21 protein-coding genes and 3 pseudogenes are annotated in these 15,602 nt (G+C 61.7%); 11 read left to right on the top strand and 13 right to left on the bottom strand.

The window, feature by feature from the left end; all coding sequences use genetic code 11:
* Positions 1-4: 4 nt before the first annotated feature.
* Positions 5-133, bottom strand: a pseudogene (locus FHX10_RS35260) (TetR family transcriptional regulator); the annotation flags it as partial.
* Positions 134-212: 79 nt separating this feature from the next.
* Here FHX10_RS35260 and FHX10_RS25490 point away from each other — a divergent pair.
* Positions 213-638: a hypothetical protein gene (locus tag FHX10_RS25490; protein WP_246781258.1), complete on the top strand. Its 426-nt coding sequence runs from the start codon at positions 213-215 to the stop codon at positions 636-638.
* A 108-nt stretch (positions 639-746) separates the two neighbouring features.
* Entirely contained in the window at positions 747-1,055 is a 309-nt protein-coding gene (locus FHX10_RS25485; protein ID WP_028755746.1) for a Dabb family protein, read from the top strand.
* 36 nt (positions 1,056-1,091) lie between these two features.
* Here FHX10_RS25485 and FHX10_RS25480 read toward each other — a convergent pair whose 3' ends face one another.
* Genes FHX10_RS25480 through FHX10_RS35495 form a run of 4 tightly spaced genes read right to left on the bottom strand, consistent with a single transcriptional unit; the run spans position 1,092 to position 3,751 of the window.
* The gene (locus tag FHX10_RS25480; protein WP_183905839.1) at positions 1,092-1,991 is read right to left on the bottom strand and encodes a metal ABC transporter solute-binding protein, Zn/Mn family; all 900 of its coding nucleotides are present in this window, start codon (positions 1,989-1,991) and stop codon (positions 1,092-1,094) included.
* Positions 1,992-2,007: 16 nt separating this feature from the next.
* Positions 2,008-2,880, bottom strand: coding sequence for a metal ABC transporter permease (locus FHX10_RS25475; protein WP_047613966.1), 873 nt, complete (start codon positions 2,878-2,880; stop codon positions 2,008-2,010).
* Positions 2,877-3,626, bottom strand: coding sequence for a metal ABC transporter ATP-binding protein (locus FHX10_RS25470; RefSeq protein WP_184390527.1), 750 nt, complete (start codon positions 3,624-3,626; stop codon positions 2,877-2,879). The genes FHX10_RS25475 and FHX10_RS25470 overlap by 4 nt, the downstream gene beginning before the upstream one ends.
* Positions 3,623-3,751 carry a hypothetical protein gene (locus FHX10_RS35495; RefSeq protein WP_254961312.1) on the bottom strand — a complete coding sequence of 43 codons (129 nt, stop codon included), beginning with the start codon at positions 3,749-3,751 and terminating at the stop codon, positions 3,623-3,625. Before FHX10_RS35495 ends, FHX10_RS25470 begins: the two co-directional genes overlap by 4 nt.
* 283 nt (positions 3,752-4,034) lie before the next feature.
* On the opposite strand from FHX10_RS35495, the gene FHX10_RS25465 reads away from it, so the two are divergent.
* The 4 genes and pseudogenes from FHX10_RS25465 to FHX10_RS25450 all read left to right on the top strand — a co-directional run bounded on the left by FHX10_RS25465 (position 4,035) and on the right by FHX10_RS25450 (position 6,370).
* Positions 4,035-4,610, top strand: a complete 576-nt coding sequence (locus FHX10_RS25465) for a TetR/AcrR family transcriptional regulator (RefSeq protein WP_184390525.1) — start codon at positions 4,035-4,037, stop codon at positions 4,608-4,610.
* A gap of 122 nt (positions 4,611-4,732) precedes the next feature.
* Positions 4,733-5,463 (top strand): annotated as a pseudogene (locus FHX10_RS25460) (SDR family oxidoreductase).
* 144 nt (positions 5,464-5,607) lie between these two features.
* Positions 5,608-5,994: a nuclear transport factor 2 family protein gene (locus FHX10_RS25455; RefSeq protein WP_184390522.1), complete on the top strand. Its 387-nt coding sequence runs from the start codon at positions 5,608-5,610 to the stop codon at positions 5,992-5,994.
* A 10-nt stretch (positions 5,995-6,004) separates the two neighbouring features.
* On the top strand, positions 6,005-6,370 hold the full coding sequence (locus tag FHX10_RS25450; protein WP_184390519.1) for a DoxX family protein: 366 nt from the start codon (positions 6,005-6,007) through the stop codon (positions 6,368-6,370).
* Between the two features lie 246 nt (positions 6,371-6,616).
* On the opposite strand, the gene FHX10_RS25445 is transcribed toward FHX10_RS25450, so the two are convergent.
* Both FHX10_RS25445 and FHX10_RS25440 read right to left on the bottom strand, forming a co-directional pair.
* Entirely contained in the window at positions 6,617-7,102 is a 486-nt protein-coding gene (locus FHX10_RS25445) for a peroxiredoxin (protein WP_011650769.1), read from the bottom strand.
* A gap of 105 nt (positions 7,103-7,207) precedes the next feature.
* Complete coding sequence (locus FHX10_RS25440) at positions 7,208-8,059, bottom strand: protein-disulfide reductase DsbD domain-containing protein (protein ID WP_184390517.1); 852 nt, start codon at positions 8,057-8,059, stop codon at positions 7,208-7,210.
* A gap of 141 nt (positions 8,060-8,200) precedes the next feature.
* Here FHX10_RS25440 and FHX10_RS25435 point away from each other — a divergent pair, with 141 nt between their 5' ends.
* From FHX10_RS25435 to FHX10_RS25420, 5 genes and pseudogenes are all read left to right on the top strand, one after another.
* The gene (locus FHX10_RS25435; RefSeq protein ID WP_184390515.1) at positions 8,201-8,806 is read left to right on the top strand and encodes a YqgE/AlgH family protein; all 606 of its coding nucleotides are present in this window, start codon (positions 8,201-8,203) and stop codon (positions 8,804-8,806) included.
* A 166-nt stretch (positions 8,807-8,972) separates the two neighbouring features.
* Entirely contained in the window at positions 8,973-9,164 is a 192-nt protein-coding gene (locus FHX10_RS25430) for a CsbD family protein (protein ID WP_003546001.1), read from the top strand.
* 94 nt (positions 9,165-9,258) lie between these two features.
* A complete protein-coding gene (locus tag FHX10_RS25425) occupies positions 9,259-10,329 on the top strand; it encodes a putative zinc-binding metallopeptidase (protein ID WP_184390512.1) in 1,071 nt (356 codons plus the stop codon).
* A 107-nt stretch (positions 10,330-10,436) separates the two neighbouring features.
* A pseudogene (locus FHX10_RS35710) lies at positions 10,437-10,586 on the top strand (tRNA lysidine(34) synthetase TilS); the annotation flags it as partial.
* Between the two features lie 77 nt (positions 10,587-10,663).
* Positions 10,664-11,173, top strand: coding sequence for an NUDIX hydrolase (locus FHX10_RS25420; RefSeq protein ID WP_184390509.1), 510 nt, complete (start codon positions 10,664-10,666; stop codon positions 11,171-11,173).
* A 135-nt stretch (positions 11,174-11,308) separates the two neighbouring features.
* On the opposite strand, the gene FHX10_RS25415 is transcribed toward FHX10_RS25420, so the two are convergent.
* From FHX10_RS25415 to FHX10_RS25390, 6 genes are all read right to left on the bottom strand, one after another.
* Positions 11,309-11,695 carry a hypothetical protein gene (locus FHX10_RS25415; protein ID WP_063476471.1) on the bottom strand — a complete coding sequence of 129 codons (387 nt, stop codon included), beginning with the start codon at positions 11,693-11,695 and terminating at the stop codon, positions 11,309-11,311.
* A gap of 81 nt (positions 11,696-11,776) precedes the next feature.
* Positions 11,777-12,232, bottom strand: coding sequence for a ribonuclease HI (rnhA, locus tag FHX10_RS25410; RefSeq protein WP_028755757.1), 456 nt, complete (start codon positions 12,230-12,232; stop codon positions 11,777-11,779).
* The gene (locus FHX10_RS25405) at positions 12,229-13,194 is read right to left on the bottom strand and encodes a homoserine kinase (protein ID WP_184390507.1); all 966 of its coding nucleotides are present in this window, start codon (positions 13,192-13,194) and stop codon (positions 12,229-12,231) included. Before FHX10_RS25405 ends, rnhA begins: the two co-directional genes overlap by 4 nt.
* Positions 13,195-13,265: 71 nt before the next feature.
* Positions 13,266-14,267: a 4-hydroxy-3-methylbut-2-enyl diphosphate reductase gene (gene ispH / locus FHX10_RS25400; protein WP_184390504.1), complete on the bottom strand. Its 1,002-nt coding sequence runs from the start codon at positions 14,265-14,267 to the stop codon at positions 13,266-13,268.
* 77 nt (positions 14,268-14,344) lie between these two features.
* Positions 14,345-15,100, bottom strand: a complete 756-nt coding sequence (locus tag FHX10_RS25395) for an SURF1 family protein (protein ID WP_029867844.1) — start codon at positions 15,098-15,100, stop codon at positions 14,345-14,347.
* Positions 15,093-15,473 (bottom strand): DUF983 domain-containing protein, encoded by a 381-nt coding sequence (locus FHX10_RS25390; protein WP_029867843.1) that lies wholly within the window; start codon positions 15,471-15,473, stop codon positions 15,093-15,095. The genes FHX10_RS25395 and FHX10_RS25390 overlap by 8 nt, the downstream gene beginning before the upstream one ends.
* Positions 15,474-15,602 lie beyond the last annotated feature (129 nt).

Here is a 15,602-nt window from a genome sequence, read left to right as displayed (position 1 = left end):
ATGTTCATTGTCTCCCAGCAAGGCGATAGAGCAGCAAGCCGAGGCCTTTCCGGAAAGCGCCGTCCCAATCATCGTCCAGCAGCAGACGAGAGCGTTCGATTACAGGATGGTGTTGGCTAAAAGCTGTCAGTCGCGCCCCTTCCCTCCCATAAACGGCCATTGACCAACGGCCTGCGATGTGCGCCTCTCATTGCTTGCACAAGGAAAATCCCATGCTCAAGTTTCTGCTCGCCCTCTCGATGGGTGTTTTTTGCGTATCGCCGCTTCAGGCCGGCGACATCACTCCCGTCACCAAGAGCTGCGAGCCGGGGGCAAAACAGGCGCAATGCCAGCGATGGGTCGCGGATATCAAGAAAGCCGTCGAGCTGGCCTATAAAGGCGACCACGGGGCGCAGGTCACCGTTGCCTTCTGCCTGTCCACCGGTTGCCATGGTGCCGTCGCCATCGACAGGGTCGCCTCCTGCAGCTGGCATCTGGTCATCGCCAATTCCGGTTCCACGACCGTGCTCGACAGTTCAAATACCAGGAACACCTGCCGGCCGATGACGGCGGCCCAGAAGGACGAAGCCCGGACGCTGGCGAGCGATCTCGTCCAGAAGATCTACAAGCGGCCCCTGGTCAAGACCGACCAGATGTAATCTGCGTGGGGGCCCGGCCCGCAGCGCAACGCCTGCGTGAAAATAAATCTCATTGCTCTCCCGGTTTTCGCCGCTATTCTCCAGCCAAAGAAAATCGGGAGGACCATGATGATCCTGCACTGCGTATTCCTGCGGCTGAAGACGGCGATGACGGCCGACGACAAACAATCGCTGTTCGACGCGATCGTCGCCCTGAAACAGGTCATTCCCGGCATATTGGATATCAAATACGGGCCGAACGTTTCGCCCGAGGGGCTGCATGGCGGTTTCGTCGACGGTTTTGCGGTGACCTTCGAAAGTGCCGAAGCCCGCGACGCTTATCTCATTCATCCCGAACATGTGGCTGTGGGCGAGCGCATCGTCTCCTCGACGGATGGAGGCCTTGCTGGCATTCTGGTCTTCGACCTCAATCAGTGAAGACTGCGGGGGCAAACCCCGCAGTGCCTCAATTGATCAGCTCGATTTCGCCATGGCGGCGGCGAGCTGGTCGACATTGTATTTGAACATCTTTTCATAGGTCGGCGCCGGTCCCTTGGCGTCGGAGAGCGATTCGACATAGAGCTCGCCGCCGGGCTCGGCGCCGGTTGCCTTGGCGACCTGCTTGACCAGGCGCGGATCGTTGGAATTCTCGAAGAAATAGGCCTTCACCCGCTCGCTCTTGATCTGCTCGATCAGCTTGGCGACGTCGGCGGCAGAGGCCTCGCTCTCCGTGGACAGACCGAGCGGGGCGAGGAAGCTGATATTATATTCGCGGCCGAAATAGCCGAAGGCATCATGGCTGGTCAGCACCTTGCGGCGATCGTCGGCGACCTTGTCGAATTTCGCATGGGCATAGGCGTTCAGCGCGTCAAGCTTCTTGGTGTAGTTCTCGGCATTGGCCTTGAAGGCGCTCGCATCGGCCGGATCGGCCGCCGACAGCGCCCTTTCGATATTGGCGACCCAGATCTTGACGTTGACGGGGCTGTTCCAGACATGCGGATCGGTGATCTTCTCGCCGTCCTCTTCCATAGTACGGGTGTCGATGCCTTCGGAGACGGTGACCGGCTTGCCCTTGTAGCCCGAGGCGGTGATCAGCCGGTCCATCCAGCCTTCCAGCCCCTCGCCGCTGACGAAGGTCACCTGAGCCGCGTTCAAATTCTTCGCATCTGCCGGCGACGGCTCGAATTCATGGGGATCGCCGTTCGGCCCGACGAGGCTCGTCACCTTCACATGCTCGCCGCCGACCTGTTTGACGACGTCGGCAAGCACCGTGAAGGACGCCACAACCTTCAGTGTTTCGGCGGAGGCTGGTATGGCCGACAGCGCCATCAAAACGGGGATTGCTGCGGAGAGAAGCAGTCTTTTCGGGTTCATCGAAGTCTCCTTGGGATCAGCCCTTCAAATGCGGGCGGGGAAAGAAGCGCCGGGCCAGGCCGGAGGGCGCGAAAAAAATCGAAAAGCCGTAGAGGATCGCCGCCGTCATGATGATCGTCGGGCCGGAGGCGAGTTCGAGATGGTAGGAGGCGATCAGGCCGAGATAGCCGGATGCGGCGGCACTTCCGGCCGCAATCGCCATCATCACGGCCAGGCTGCGCGACCAGAGCTGGGCGATCGCTGCCGGCAGCATCATCAGGCCGACCGCCATCAGCGTGCCGAGCGCCTGGAAGCTGGCGACCAGGTTCAGCACGACGAGCAGCAGGAAGAGCACATGATAGACCGGCCCGCGCCCGCCGACGGCGCGCAGGAATCCCGGATCGAAGCACTCGGCCACCAGCGGCCGGTAGATGAAGGCGAGGATGACGAGGGTCAGCGAGGTGATCGCGCCGATCAGATAAAGGGCCGACGCATCGATCGCCAGGATGGTGCCGAAGAGCACATGCAGGAGATCGATATTCGAGCCGCGCAGCGAGACGATCAGCACGCCGAGCGCCAGCGACGCGAGATAGAAGCTGGCAAAGCTCGCATCCTCCTGCAGCACGGTCATCCGGCTGACGGCGCCGGATAGCAGCGCCACCGACAGGCCGGCGATCAGGCCGCCGAGGCCCATCGCCGTCAGCGACAGCGAGCCGGCGACGAGGTAACCGATCGCCGCTCCCGGCAGCACGGCATGGCTCATCGCGTCGCCCATCAGGCTCATGCGCCTGAGCATCAGGAAGACGCCGATCGGGCCGGAGCCGAGCCCGAGGCAGAGGCAGGCGACGAGGGCGCGGCGCATGAAGCCGAAATCGGCGAAGGGTGCGAGGAAGAGATCGTAAGCCGTCATGCCGCCGGCGCCTGTTCGGGATCGCAGGCAGCGGCATCCTCATCCCAGCGCTCGGCCATGGCGCGCGCCTTCAACAGATTGGCGGATGACATGACCTCAGTGGTCGGACCCCAGCCGACCAGCTCGCGGGCGAGCAGCAGGGTTTGCGGGAAATGCGTGCGGACGAGTTCGAAATCGTGCAGCACGGCGATCACCGTGCGGCCCTCGCCATGCCAGCGGGTGACGATATCGACGAGGTCCCTGGTCGTGCGGGCATCGATTGCGGTAAACGGCTCGTCGAGCAGGATGATGCCCGCATCCTGCAGCAGCAGGCGGGCAAAGAGCAAGCGCTGGAACTGGCCGGCCGAGAGCGACCCGACATGGCGCCGGCCGAAACCTTCGAGGCCAACGGCGGCGAGCGCCTCGCCTGCCCTTTTCATCTCGCCGGGCGCGATGCGGCCAAAGGCTCCCACCTTCTTCCAGGCGCCGAGCATGACGGTGTCGATCACCGAGATCGGAAAGTGCCGGTCGATCTCGGCCGCCTGCGGGAGGTAACCGAATTCCGCCCGCCCCAGCCGATGCTCGACCCTGCCCTCGGCCGGGCGAAGCTCACCCATGATCGCCTTCAGCAGCGTCGACTTGCCCGCCCCATTCGGCCCGGCGATCGCCGTCAGGCTGCCGGAGGCGAAGGCGCCGGAGACGTGGTGCACGGCGGGGTGCCTGTTGTAGGCGACGGTCAGATTCTCCAGACGGATCAGCGGCGTCATGGCAGCAGAACCGCCCAGTGGATCGCCAGCCAGAGCACGGCAAGGACCAGCGTGATGCCGATGACCCTAGAAAATGCCGACTGTCCCAGCAGGCTGACGGAGGGGCGGTCGGGGCTCGGGGGCATGGCGCATCCTACAATGTAATAACATTACCGTTATGTTATAACGATTGCGGCGAGATTGAGGCGGGGAGCGCGCAGTTGCTCACACAATTGACAAGCTCGACAAACGGCCGCCGACCCATTCCAGGACGCGCCCTCTCCCCAGCCTCATCCTGAGGTGCCCCCGCGGGACCTCGAAGGACGGGGCTGATATGGCGGCACCCCTCCACCCAAAATTTCTGTCGCTGGACGACAAATGGCATGATGTGTCAAAAGAAGCCCGCCGCATGTCAGCGTGGAGACAATTTTGGGACTTCGGGAAGATAAGAAGGATCGCACGCGCGCGCAGCTGCTCGAGGCCGGGTTGGAGCTGATCCACAAGCGAGGGTTCGAGGAAACGACCATTGCCGATATCGCTGCCGCCGTCAGCGTGTCGCCCCGCACCCTGCTTCGCTACTTCCCGACAAAGGAGGATGTGATCGTCAGCTGGGTGCAGGATGGCATGACGATCATCCGTGCGGAACTGACGGAGCGGCTCGCCTCGGAGCCGCCGGTTGTCGCACTGCTTGCTGCCGCGCGGGCGATGCTTACGGCGTTCGATGAAAAGTCGCGTTTCTTTCTCGCCATCGAGACGGCAATCCGCTCCAACAGGAGCATTTCTGCGCGAAAGGAGCAGATGATCGCCGAACTGATCGACGAAATCGCCCATATTCTTGCCTCGCCGGACAGACGGTCTCCGCTCCCGGATGTTGTCGCCTATACGATCGCGGGAACGGTTTTCGCGCTCATTCGGGCATCGATAAACAGTTGGGTGGATGGCGGAGCGGCCATGTCTCTTACCGATCTCTTCGATCGCGCCGCCGGTGTCGTTCACTTCGAATAAAATGTCACTTAGTGACATTTGTCGTTGACAGACATAATTTCCCATGCAAATTCACGATGCGTTGCTGAGCAACGTCATTGCAAACAGCCTCGCCTTGCGAGCGCGCCTGCTTGGGAGATAAAATGTCCACAGATCAAAAGATTGCGCTCGTCACCGGCGCGACCCGCGGCCTTGGTTTTGAAACGGTTCGCCAGCTCGGCCGGGAAGGCGTGTTCGTCCTTCTCGGCGCACGCGATCTTGCCGCCGGGCGGGCAAAGGCCGAAACATTGCGGAGGGCTTGGCGGTCGAGGCGATCGAGATCGATCTCCATCGCCCTGATACGATCGACGCCGCCGCCTCTTCGATCGGCGAGCGCTTCGGCAGGCTCGACACCCTGATCAACAATGCGGGCATCCTGCTGCTCGACACCGACGATTTCCCCAGCGTCGCCTCCGTCGAAACCCTGCGTGAATCCTATGAGGTCAATTTCATCGGAATGGTGATCGTGACCCAGAAACTGTTGCCGCTGATCCGCAAGGCGGCCAGTGGCCGCATCGTCAACCTTTCCAGCAGCGTGGGTTCGCTCTGGTGGACGGGCGATGCAAACAATCCGTCCCCCGATGTCAAATGGCTTGGTTATGCCGCCTCCAAGGCGGCGGTCAACATGCTGACCGTGCAGCTTGCCCTTGAGCTGAAAGATACGCCGATCAAGGTGAATGCCGTCTGCCCCGGTTATGTCATGACCGAATTGAACAGAGGCGGCGGCTACATCACGATCGAAGACGGCGTTCGGGCCCCGGTCAAATATGCCTTGCTGGATGACGCCGGACCCACCGGCCAGTTTTTCAACACCAATGGCCCGATCAACTGGTAACGGCCCGCGGCCGGGCGCTTGACGGCCCGGCATGCGCACCACCGTTGAGCCGACACGGCGGATGTGGCGTCCCGAGGACGGGGCATCCGCCTTTTCGCCCGCGACAGCGAATTCGCTCCCATCCCCTTTCAAGGACCATGAGACATGAAACCAACGACGGATGACATCGTCGAGATCAACCAAATCCTCTCGCTCTGGGCCCACCTCGTCGACAACCATGCATGGGACAGGTTCGGTGAAGTCTTTACCGAGGATGCATATTTCGACTCGAGCGTTTTCGGCTTTACTCCGGTCACGGGCATTGCAGCGATCTGCCATATGGCCAGCCGGGACGGTCATGCGAAAGCCCATCACACGACGAATGTGTATGTTCAGGAAGGCGCGGGCGACGAGATCACCACCGTCTCGAAGGGGCTTGGCCTGTTGTCGAACGGGGCAGTGGCGAGCGTGACCTATACCGACCGGCTGCGGCGGACGCCGGAAGGCTGGCGTCTGGCGAGCCGCATTCTCACTCTGCAAGCACCGCGTTGAGATCGCGCCGATGTCTCTCGTCAACCTATCCCTGGCAAACGTCATTGCCTGGCTGCTTGCAGCCTTCTTCTTCATCGGCGCCTATGGCAACACCTTCGTCAGCCCCGAAATTGCCGCGGACTACGCCCGGTGGGGTTATCCGGAAAGCTTCCATTATCTGACCGCCGTCTGCGAATTCACCGCAGCAGTCATGCTCATCGTCAAACCATTGCGCCTTTACGGTTCCCTGCTCGGGAGTGCCGTGATGCTGGCGGCTGTGGCGACGGTTCTCTTCCATGGCGAATATGCGCATGCAGTTCCGCCCTTGGTGGTGCTGGGTTTTTGCGGGCTCGTCGCTCGTTTGACGGCTCGGCGGAAGCCGGTGACGCTCGCATAGTCGAAAAGGGCGACCGAACGGCCGCCTTCATCTGTCATGATGCTTAAGGATGCGACGCTCCGGGAGGCGCGTTTCTCCAAACCTGCCATCGGCGCGTGCCCGTCATCCGGCTGCCGCCACCTCTCCCCGCAGGCGGGGCGAAGGGGGATAGCCGCAACCTCTCGGTTCCCACCTCGCTGTTGCAGAGCACGTCCCCTCGCCCCGTTTTTACGGGGAGAGGGTGAGGGGCAGATCTTGTTCAAACGCTTACAGCTGTTCCAGCATCGCGGCAGCGCCCGAGACGGTTGCCTGGCCGGGGCTTTCCTCGACGTTGAGGGCTTTCACCACGCCGTCCTCGACCAGCATCGAATAACGCTTGGAGCGGAGGCCGAGGCCGCCGGCGGAGAGGTCGGCGTCGAGGCCGACGGCCTTGGTGAAGCCGGCATCCCAATCGGCGAGGAAATGGATCTTGCCCATACCGCCTGATGATTGCGCCCAGGCGCCCATCACGTGCCAGTCATTGACGGCAACGACGGCGATATCGTCGACGCCCTTGCCAAGGATGGTGTCGCGGTTTTCGAGATAACCCGGCAGGTGGTTCAGCGAGCAGGTGGGCGTGAAGGCGCCCGGCACGGCAAAGAGCACGACGCGCTTGCCGGCGAAGAGCTGATCGGTGGTGATTTCGACCGGACCGTCGGCCGTCTTTTCCTTGAAGGTGGCGGCAGGAAGCTTGTCGCCGATCGCGATGGTCATGGTCTTCTCCTTGAGTTGTGGCTTTGGGGTTCTGCCTTGGCGGCGGCGGGCGCCGCGGGGGTTCTGCGGCGACTATAAGACCCGGTCATTCAAAGGCAAGACCAGTCATTCAAAGGCAAGAGTCGTCTCCATCGCCCTTGCGCCATCGATCACCAGCACGCCCCAGCGCTTGCCCGATATGTCGTAATCCTTCGGCAGCTTGACGATGGATACATCGACCTTGAAAGTGGCGCCGTCGCGCTTGCCGCCGATCTGTTTGGTGAAGGCATAGCCGCTCGGGCCGGTGACGATGATATCGGGGGCGGCTTTCCCTTCGTCCGGCCCCTCACTCGGCAAAACCAGCGTCAGCGACAGCGTCTTCCTGTCCGGCGACATCGCATGCGCGGTCACGTCGAAATCCGCCGATGGCGGCTTCGGCAGGCTCGCATCGGCGGCCTGGAGGATCGCCTCCTCCTGCGGACGCGACTGCATGGCCGGGCCGAGCTTCAGCTGAAAATTCGCCTGGAAGGGAATGCAGATATCCTTGCAGATGCCGATGAAGGCACTGGCATCGATCTCGACCGGGCCTTTACCGGCCGCACTCAGCGAAAGCGGCAGCGTCACCGGCGCATCATAGGCAATATCCTCGATCGCGCCGTTGAAAAAATGTTTCGGAACGGGATAGGCGATGGCATCGAGCGTGACGCCGCTTTCCGCCGCGATGGTGAGCTGGGGCGGAATGCCATTGCCGCCGGGCTCTTTCCAATAGGTGATCCAGCCGGGTTTCGGCTCGATCTGAAGCGCTGCGCGGATTTTGCCGCCGGCATCGGGCGCAAGCGCCACCAGGCGCATGCGGCCGCCTTCGTTCTCCGCCCAGCCGCTCATTTCCGCATGAACCGAAGAAAACGGCACAAGTGCTGCGACCGCCGAAACGACCGCAATCAAAAAACCGCGCGGGACTGAGGAAATAATCATCATGGAACAAAGGTTTACCGAAAGCGGTGTTTGACCGCCAGAAGTCGCGGCGATTTAAATCTTCATTTTCAGTTGATTGATGTGTGACATTGGCCCATGTTTCTCTTGTCGAGGCCTTGGTGCGGTCTGGCAGCAGGAGGAACGATGTCCTTATCGACGCTGAAGAACAGACGGGAACGTGGCTTCTTCGATGGCCAGTTCCTCATCGCCATGCCCGGCATGGAAGACCGCAATTTTGCGCGCACCGTGATTTACATCTGCGCGCATTCGGATGCCGGCGCCATGGGCTTCGTCATCAACCGTCCTCAGAGCCTCACCTTCACCGATGTGCTGCAGCATCTCGACATGATCAAGCAGGAAGATTCGATCTTGCTGCCGAAGCGCGCCCGCGACTTCCCGATCCAGACCGGCGGCCCGGTGGAGAGCGGCCGCGGCTTTGTGCTGCATTCGGACGATTATGCCAGCGACTCCTCGATCCCGGTCAGCGACGATATCTGCCTGACGGCGACGCTCGACATCGTGCGCGCCATCTCCAAGGGCAACGGGCCGACGCGGGCGACGATGCTGCTCGGCTATTCCTCCTGGGCAGCCGGCCAGCTGGAGAGCGAAGTCGTCAACAATGGCTGGCTCACCTGCCCGGCCAATGAGGAACTGATCTTCGACCGCAGTCTCGACGACAAATACGAGCGGGCGCTCGCCGGCATGGGCGTGACCGCCGCCATGCTTTCGGCCGAAGCCGGGCATGCCTGAAAAGCACTTGGCCTGAGAAGCAGTTGGCCTGAGAAGCAGCAGGCTCGAGAAACAGCCCGCCTGAGAAAATAGCTGGTTCGCGCCAGTGGGAACGAATAGCCGCAAGTGACGTTTCATTTCGGCAAGCATGGGCAAGAGGCCCATGCCGACCAAGGAGACATCACATATGGGTAGCACCAGCGACAAGATTTCCGGTAAGGCAAACGAAATTGCCGGCAAGACCAAGCAGGCGGTCGGCAAGGCCACGGACGATCGCGAAATGCAGGCCAAGGGCGCCGTCCAGGAAGCCAAGGGCAAGGGCCAGGTCGCAACCGGCAAGGTCAAGGACAAGCTCAAGGGCGCCGTCGACCGGCTCTGAGCCAGACGCTCATCCTTTATCACCATGCCTGCTGCGCCCTCGCGCGGCAGGCATTTTTAATCCCCCACGCCAATGCTTTGCAGAGATAGACACGATGAAGCTTTTTGCCTGCGACAATTGCGATCAGGTCGTCCACTTCGACAATCGCCACTGCGTGCGCTGCAATCATCGCCTCGGCTTCCTGCCCGGCGATCTCGCCATGCATGCGCTGGAGCCGCGCGACGAGATCCTCTGGCAGCTGGTTTCCGATCCCGAGCGTGAGGTCCGCTTCTGCGCCAATGCCGGCCTCGACATCTGCAACTGGCTGGTGGACGGCGATGGGAACAGCGAATTCTGCGTGGCCTGCCGCCATAACCGGCTGGTGCCGAACACCGACACCCAGGACGGCATCGACCGCTGGCGGCGCATCAGCCAGGCGCAGCGCCATCTGTTTTATTCGCTCTTGCGCTGGAGGCTGCCGCATCCCGATCGGGCGCAAGACCCCCAGGGCGGCCTGGTCTTCGATTTCCTCGAGGATTCGATCGAGAGCAACGGCTATGTCGTGCCTGCCATGACCGGCCACGAGGAAGGCCTGATCACCATCCGTGCCGCCGAGGCCGACGATGCGACGCGCGAACAGGCGCGCAGCTCGATGAACGAACCCTATCGCACCCTGCTCGGCCATTTCCGCCATGAGGCCGGCCATTTCATCTGGAACAAGCTGGTGCGCGATCGCGGCGGCCTTGCCGATTTCCGCGCCGTCTTCGGCGACGAGCGGCAGGATTATGCCGCAGCCCTGCAGAGCCATTATGCCGGCGGCGCCCCCCTGGGATGGCAGGACAATTTCATCAGCGCCTATGCGGCGTCGCACCCTTGGGAAGATTTCGCCGAATGCTTCGCCCATTACCTCCATATCGTCGATACGCTGGAAACGGCCCGCGCCTTCGGCATCGCGATCGATCCGCGCGGCCATGAGGAAATATCAGGCGAGGTGGATTTCATCCCCTATAGGGCCAGAAGCGCCGAACAGCTGGTCAGCGCCTGGGTGCCGCTCAGCCTCGCGATCAACGCCATCCAGCGCAGCATGGGCCAGCCGGACTCCTACCCCTTCGTGCTGTCTTCACCTGTAGTGGCCAAGCTTGAATATCTGCACCGGCTGATCCAGGGCGCGGGGACGGCGCAGTAGCAACAGGCGGGGTGAATTGGTGGAAGTGTGCATCAGCGAACTTCGCTGATGCAGCGCGAGAAATGCCAACCGGCGGCCCTGCTGCCGTCAGGCGCCACCCTATCCCCACCCTCATTCCTGTGCTCGTCACAGGAATCCAGCCACCGCGCGTCGGCGCGGTGAATGACTCCCTATGACCTTGAAAAGAGTCTCCCGCGCCCAAGGACTTGGGCGCACTGGATCCCTGTGACAAGCACAGGGATGAGGGAGCGAGAGGAGATGCGACCCGGCCCATTGTCGGCCTTCCAAACCCGAGCTAAGCCTTTGTCGCATAACCCTGGAGGACGCAAAAACCATGGACGATGCCGAACGAACCATGATCGTGCTGAATGCCAGCAATTCCCGCTTCCAATTTCGAGCCGGTGCATTGATCCGCTCGCATGGGCACATCCTCATCCATCGCGCCGTCGGCGACATTTTCTGGGTGCTGCCCGGCGGCCGCGTGGAGTTTCATGAGGCGGGCGCCGAAACGCTCGCACGTGAAATAGAAGAAGAGATCGGCTGCAAGGCCACGGTCGGACCGCTGTGCTTCGTCATCGAGAATTTTTTCGAATTGCCGGGACAAAGGGTCCATGAAATCGGCTTCTATTATGAGGCGGAGCTTCTCAGGCCCCTGCCCTTCCATGAGAGCGATATCGTCCACCGTATCCGCGACGGCGCCGCCGATCTGGAATTTCGTTGGGCTTTGCCAAGCCGGGCCGCCCTCGACCAATTCGATCTGCAGCCGATGCCGCTGCGTGACCTCATCGAGACGATGCCCGACGGCGTCCAGCATCTGGTGCGGCGCGATATGAACCAGGGATAGGCTCGGCACCATCCTCCTTCAATCGCGCTAGGGACCTGCATGGAAACATTGTCACCGCGGTTGAAGGAAGGATCGGCTAGCGTCAACGGCATGACAGCGATCCATGAGCCAGCACGCAATCGCGTTTTCAGCGAACTAATCGATAAGCCGTTTGTCCGGCACGATTGGCAGGTGAAGATAGGCGCTTAGGACGGAAGACAAGGTCCACAGAACGCCCGCTGCGGTGGAGAAAAATGCAAGGTCATGAACGCCGGACGCAAAGTTCGGATTTGAGTCGACAAGCGCGACGAGCCGTGGACAAAGCGCGCCCACGAAGGGCATGGCGATCCAGGCAAGCCAACGGACGCCCAACCTTGCTGAAAGATATTCCAGAGGCGCAAAGATCAGAAGCGACAGGCCGATCGCCGGTATCGTGAAAAAGATGGCGATTATCCAGTACAGGCCTCCCCCGGCGAAAAGAACAAACAGGACGCCAAAGAACATCTGAAAGGCAACGCGCCCGAAAAGGCCACCAAGCGTCATGGGCAAATCCTCGTATCGGACCCGCAACATATCCAATGGAAATTTCGGTAGGCTTTCGAACTCGGATAAAATGCGAGCTGATTAAAACGAAACCGCCTTGCCCTTCTTGAACGGCTCCATGCCGCGGCGGGCGAGTTCGTCGGCGCGTTCGTTTTCGGGGTGGCCGGCGTGGCCCTTGACCCAGTGCAGCGTCACCTTGTGGCGGCTGCGGGCTTCCTCAAGCGCCTGCCAGAGCTCGGCATTCTTCACCGGCTTCTTGTCTGCGGTCTTCCAGCCGTTTTTCTTCCAGCCGAAAATCCACTTGGAGATGCCGTCCTTGACATAGGCGCTGTCGGTATAGAGATCGACCTCGCAAGGCGTCTTCAAGGCCGATAGCGCCGAAATTGCCGCCAGCAGCTCCATGCGGTTGTTGGTCGTATCCGCCTCGCCGCCGCAAAGCTCCTTTTCGACATCGCCATAACGCAGCACGGCGCCCCAGCCGCCGGGGCCGGGATTGCCGGAGCATGCGCCGTCGGTGAAGATATCGACGTGTTTCATAGGCTCAATCCGTATTCGGCCGGCGATTTGATTTGGCGGTGGAAGCGCAGCTTGCGGAGATATTCGAGCGGGTCCTTCTTGGTGACCATGGCGCCTTCGGGCGTCGTCAGCCAGTCATAGAGCCTGGTCAGGAAGAAGCGCAGCGCCGAGCCGCGCGACAGCACCGGCAAGGCAGCTGTCTCGGCCTCGCTCAGCGGCCGGACGCTCTGGTAGCCCGCAAGCATCGCCGTGCCCTTGGTGATGTTATACGCGCCATCCTTCTCGAAGCACCAGGCATTCAGGCAGATCGAGACGTCATAGGCGAGCAGGTCGTTGCAGGCGAAATAGAAATCGATCAGGCCGGAGAGCTCATCGCCGAGGAAGAAGACGTTATCGGGAAAGAGGTCGGCATGGATGACGCCGGCAGGCAGGCTCTGCGGCCAGTGTGCGGAGAGAAAGTCGAGTTCGCTGCGGATCTCGGTCTGCAGGCCGGGCTCGACCTCGTCGGCGCGCGCCTTGGATTTCTCCCAGAGCCCCCGCCAGCCGTCGATCGACAGCGCATTCGCCCGCTTCAGCTCGAAACCATCGCCCGCCACATGCATTGCGGCCAGCGCCCGGCCGACCTCGCGGCAGTGCTTGGCCTCCGGTTTTCTCAGCCACATGCCTTCGAGGAAGGAGATCAGTGCCGCCGGACGGCCGGACAGCGAGCCGAGCAGCGCGCCGTCGCGGCGCGGCAGCGGCAGCGGGCAGGACAGACCGCGGGCGGAGAGATGCTGCATCAGGCCGAGGAAGAAAGGCAGGTCGGTCTTTTCCACGCGCTTTTCATAGAGCGTCAGGATCAGCGGGTCCTTGGAAGTGTGAAGCAGGAAGTTGGAGTTTTCGACGCCTTCGGCGATGCCCTTGTAGGACAGCAGCGTGCCTGCGTCATATTCCGTCAGGAACCATTTCAGATCGTCTTCGGCGATATCGGTATAGACTGCCAAGTGAGGTCTCGTCTTTGCATTGTTGATATTGGATTGCCCGACCGACTGGCCGGGCTGCGATAAGGCTCGATCTAGCCGTTGACGAAGGCCATGTCGGCCGTCGTCAGCTCGATGTTGCGCAGTTCGCGGTTGACGAGGAAATGTTCGTTTTCCTGTACCGTCTCGGCAAGTTCGACACGGGCGTCGAAGCGGGCGCGGAAGGCCTCGATGATCTCGTTGACGATGACCTCCGGGGCGGAGGCGCCGGCGGAAAGGCCGAGCGTCGAGATCGCGCCGATCTCATCCCAGTCGAGCTCGGCGGCGCGCTGCACGAGGATGGATTTCTTCGCCCCTGCCCTCAGCGCCACTTCGACGAGGCGTTTGGAATTGGACGAATTCGGGGCGCCGACGATGATGAAGAGATCGCAGCCGGGGGCCGCCTGCTTCACCACTTCCTGGCGGTTGGTCGTCGCATAACAGATCGAGTCGGCTGCCGGCGCCGTCAGGTTCGGGAAGCGCTCATGCAGGCGGGTGATGACGCCGGCCGTATCGTCGACCGACAGCGTCGTCTGGGTGACATAGCCGAGATTGTGGGGATCGGCAGGCGTATAGGCGTCGGCATCCTCGATCGTCTCGATCAGCGACACCGAGCCCTCCGGCAGTTGCCCCATCGTGCCGATCACCTCGGGATGGCCGGCATGGCCGATCAGGACGACATGGCGGCCGAGGCGATTGTGGCGCATCGCCTGCTTGTGGACCTTGGAGACCAGCGGGCAGGTGGCGTCGAGATAGAAGAGGTTGCGGCTTGTCGCATCCTCGGGCACGGATTTCGGCACGCCATGGGCGGAGAAGACCACCGGCTGGGCGCGATGTTCGGCCGGGATTTCGTCCAGTTCCTCGACGAAGACGGCGCCCTTGGCCTCCAGCCCTTCGACCACATAACGATTGTGGACGATCTCGTGACGCACATAGACCGGCGCGCCATAGGATTTCAGCGCCAGCACGACGATCTGGATGGCGCGGTCGACGCCGGCGCAGAAGCCGCGCGGGCCGCAGAGCCTGATCGTCAAAGGAGGTTTCGCCGCAATATTCATGTCTGTTCCGTCAAGAATTCCGTCCCGCATGGGAATAAGGGACCTCTAGCCCAATATGGCCAGGAATTGAAGCAATACTATTGCGGGGGTGCCTTGCTCCCCCTGCGGAACCAGGAAATCGCCACCACGACGACGAGCACGGCGGCGAGCCCGTACCAGGTGAAGGCATATTGCAGGTGGTCGTTCGGCAGGTCGACCTGGGTGACGCCGCCGATCGGCAGGCCGGCCGGATTGGGGGTGGAATCGGCATCGACGAAAAAGGGAATGACACGGGCCTTGTCCAGCCCGACGCTCTCCGCCATGACGTCGAGATCCTTCCAGTAGAAGATGTTCTTGGCGACGTCGTTGTCGGGCACCACCCAGGACGGTTTGCCGGGAAGCTTTTGGCGCGCCAGGCCGGTGACGGTCTGCTGGTCCGTCAGCTGGCCCTGCATGCGCATCTCCGGCTCCTTGTTCTCGAAGGGAACGAAGCCGCGATTGACGAAGAGCGCGCGCCCATCGGCAAGCTCCAGCGGGGTATAGATGTAGTAGCCGGTCTGGCCGCGCCAGGTGGCGAAGAAGTGCCGCTCCTTGTTGTTGATATAGCGGCCGGTGGCGGTGACCTTGCGGTATTCGATATCGCCACTTGCAGCCGCCATCGCCTCGATATCGGCCAGCGGCACGGGTGCTGCGACCTGCCGTTCGGCGATATCGGCCAGCAGGCCCTCCTTCCAATGGAGGCGTTCCACCTGCCAGGTGCCGAGCGAAATCAGGATGGCAAGCGCGATCAACACCAGGATGCCGGTTGCCACAGGCAGCCGGCGGCGCGGGGCGGCACGGTCGATATCAGTCACTCAGGCGTCCTTCGCGGGCATTGTGACGGTATTGCATGGCGATCAGGATGCCTTTGAACCAGCGCAGCGTCATGAGCGACAGGATGATCGTCAGCGGGCCGAAGAGCATGATATGCACCCAGATCGGCGGCCCGTAGTTCACTTGCAGCCACAGCACCATGCCGATGATGATGAAGCCGACGATGAGGATGACGAAGACGGCCGGGCCGTCACCGGAATCGGCGAAGGAATAATCGAGGCCGCAGGCGGCGCAGCGCGGCTTCAGACCCAACAGGCCATCGAACAGCTTGCCCTCGCCGCAGCGCGGGCAACAGCCCTTGATGCCGGTTTTTACCGGATCGACAGGGGGAAAATGGGCGCTGTCCTCGTTCATGCCATTCCTTTGCATAGCCTTGCGGCCGCGGCTTTTTCGACGCTGCCTTAACTCTCCCATAAATTATTCGCAGGACGAAGGGAAATGCCTGCGCTTTTTCGCCTCAGCGATTCGCGCCAAACAGAAGAA

It is taken from the genome of Rhizobium sp. BK591 (genome assembly GCF_014195045.1).
GTDB lineage: Bacteria > Pseudomonadota > Alphaproteobacteria > Rhizobiales > Rhizobiaceae > Rhizobium > Rhizobium anhuiense.
The sequence above is the reverse complement of the archived record's forward strand: the minus strand, read 5'-3'. Positions and strand labels throughout refer to the sequence as shown.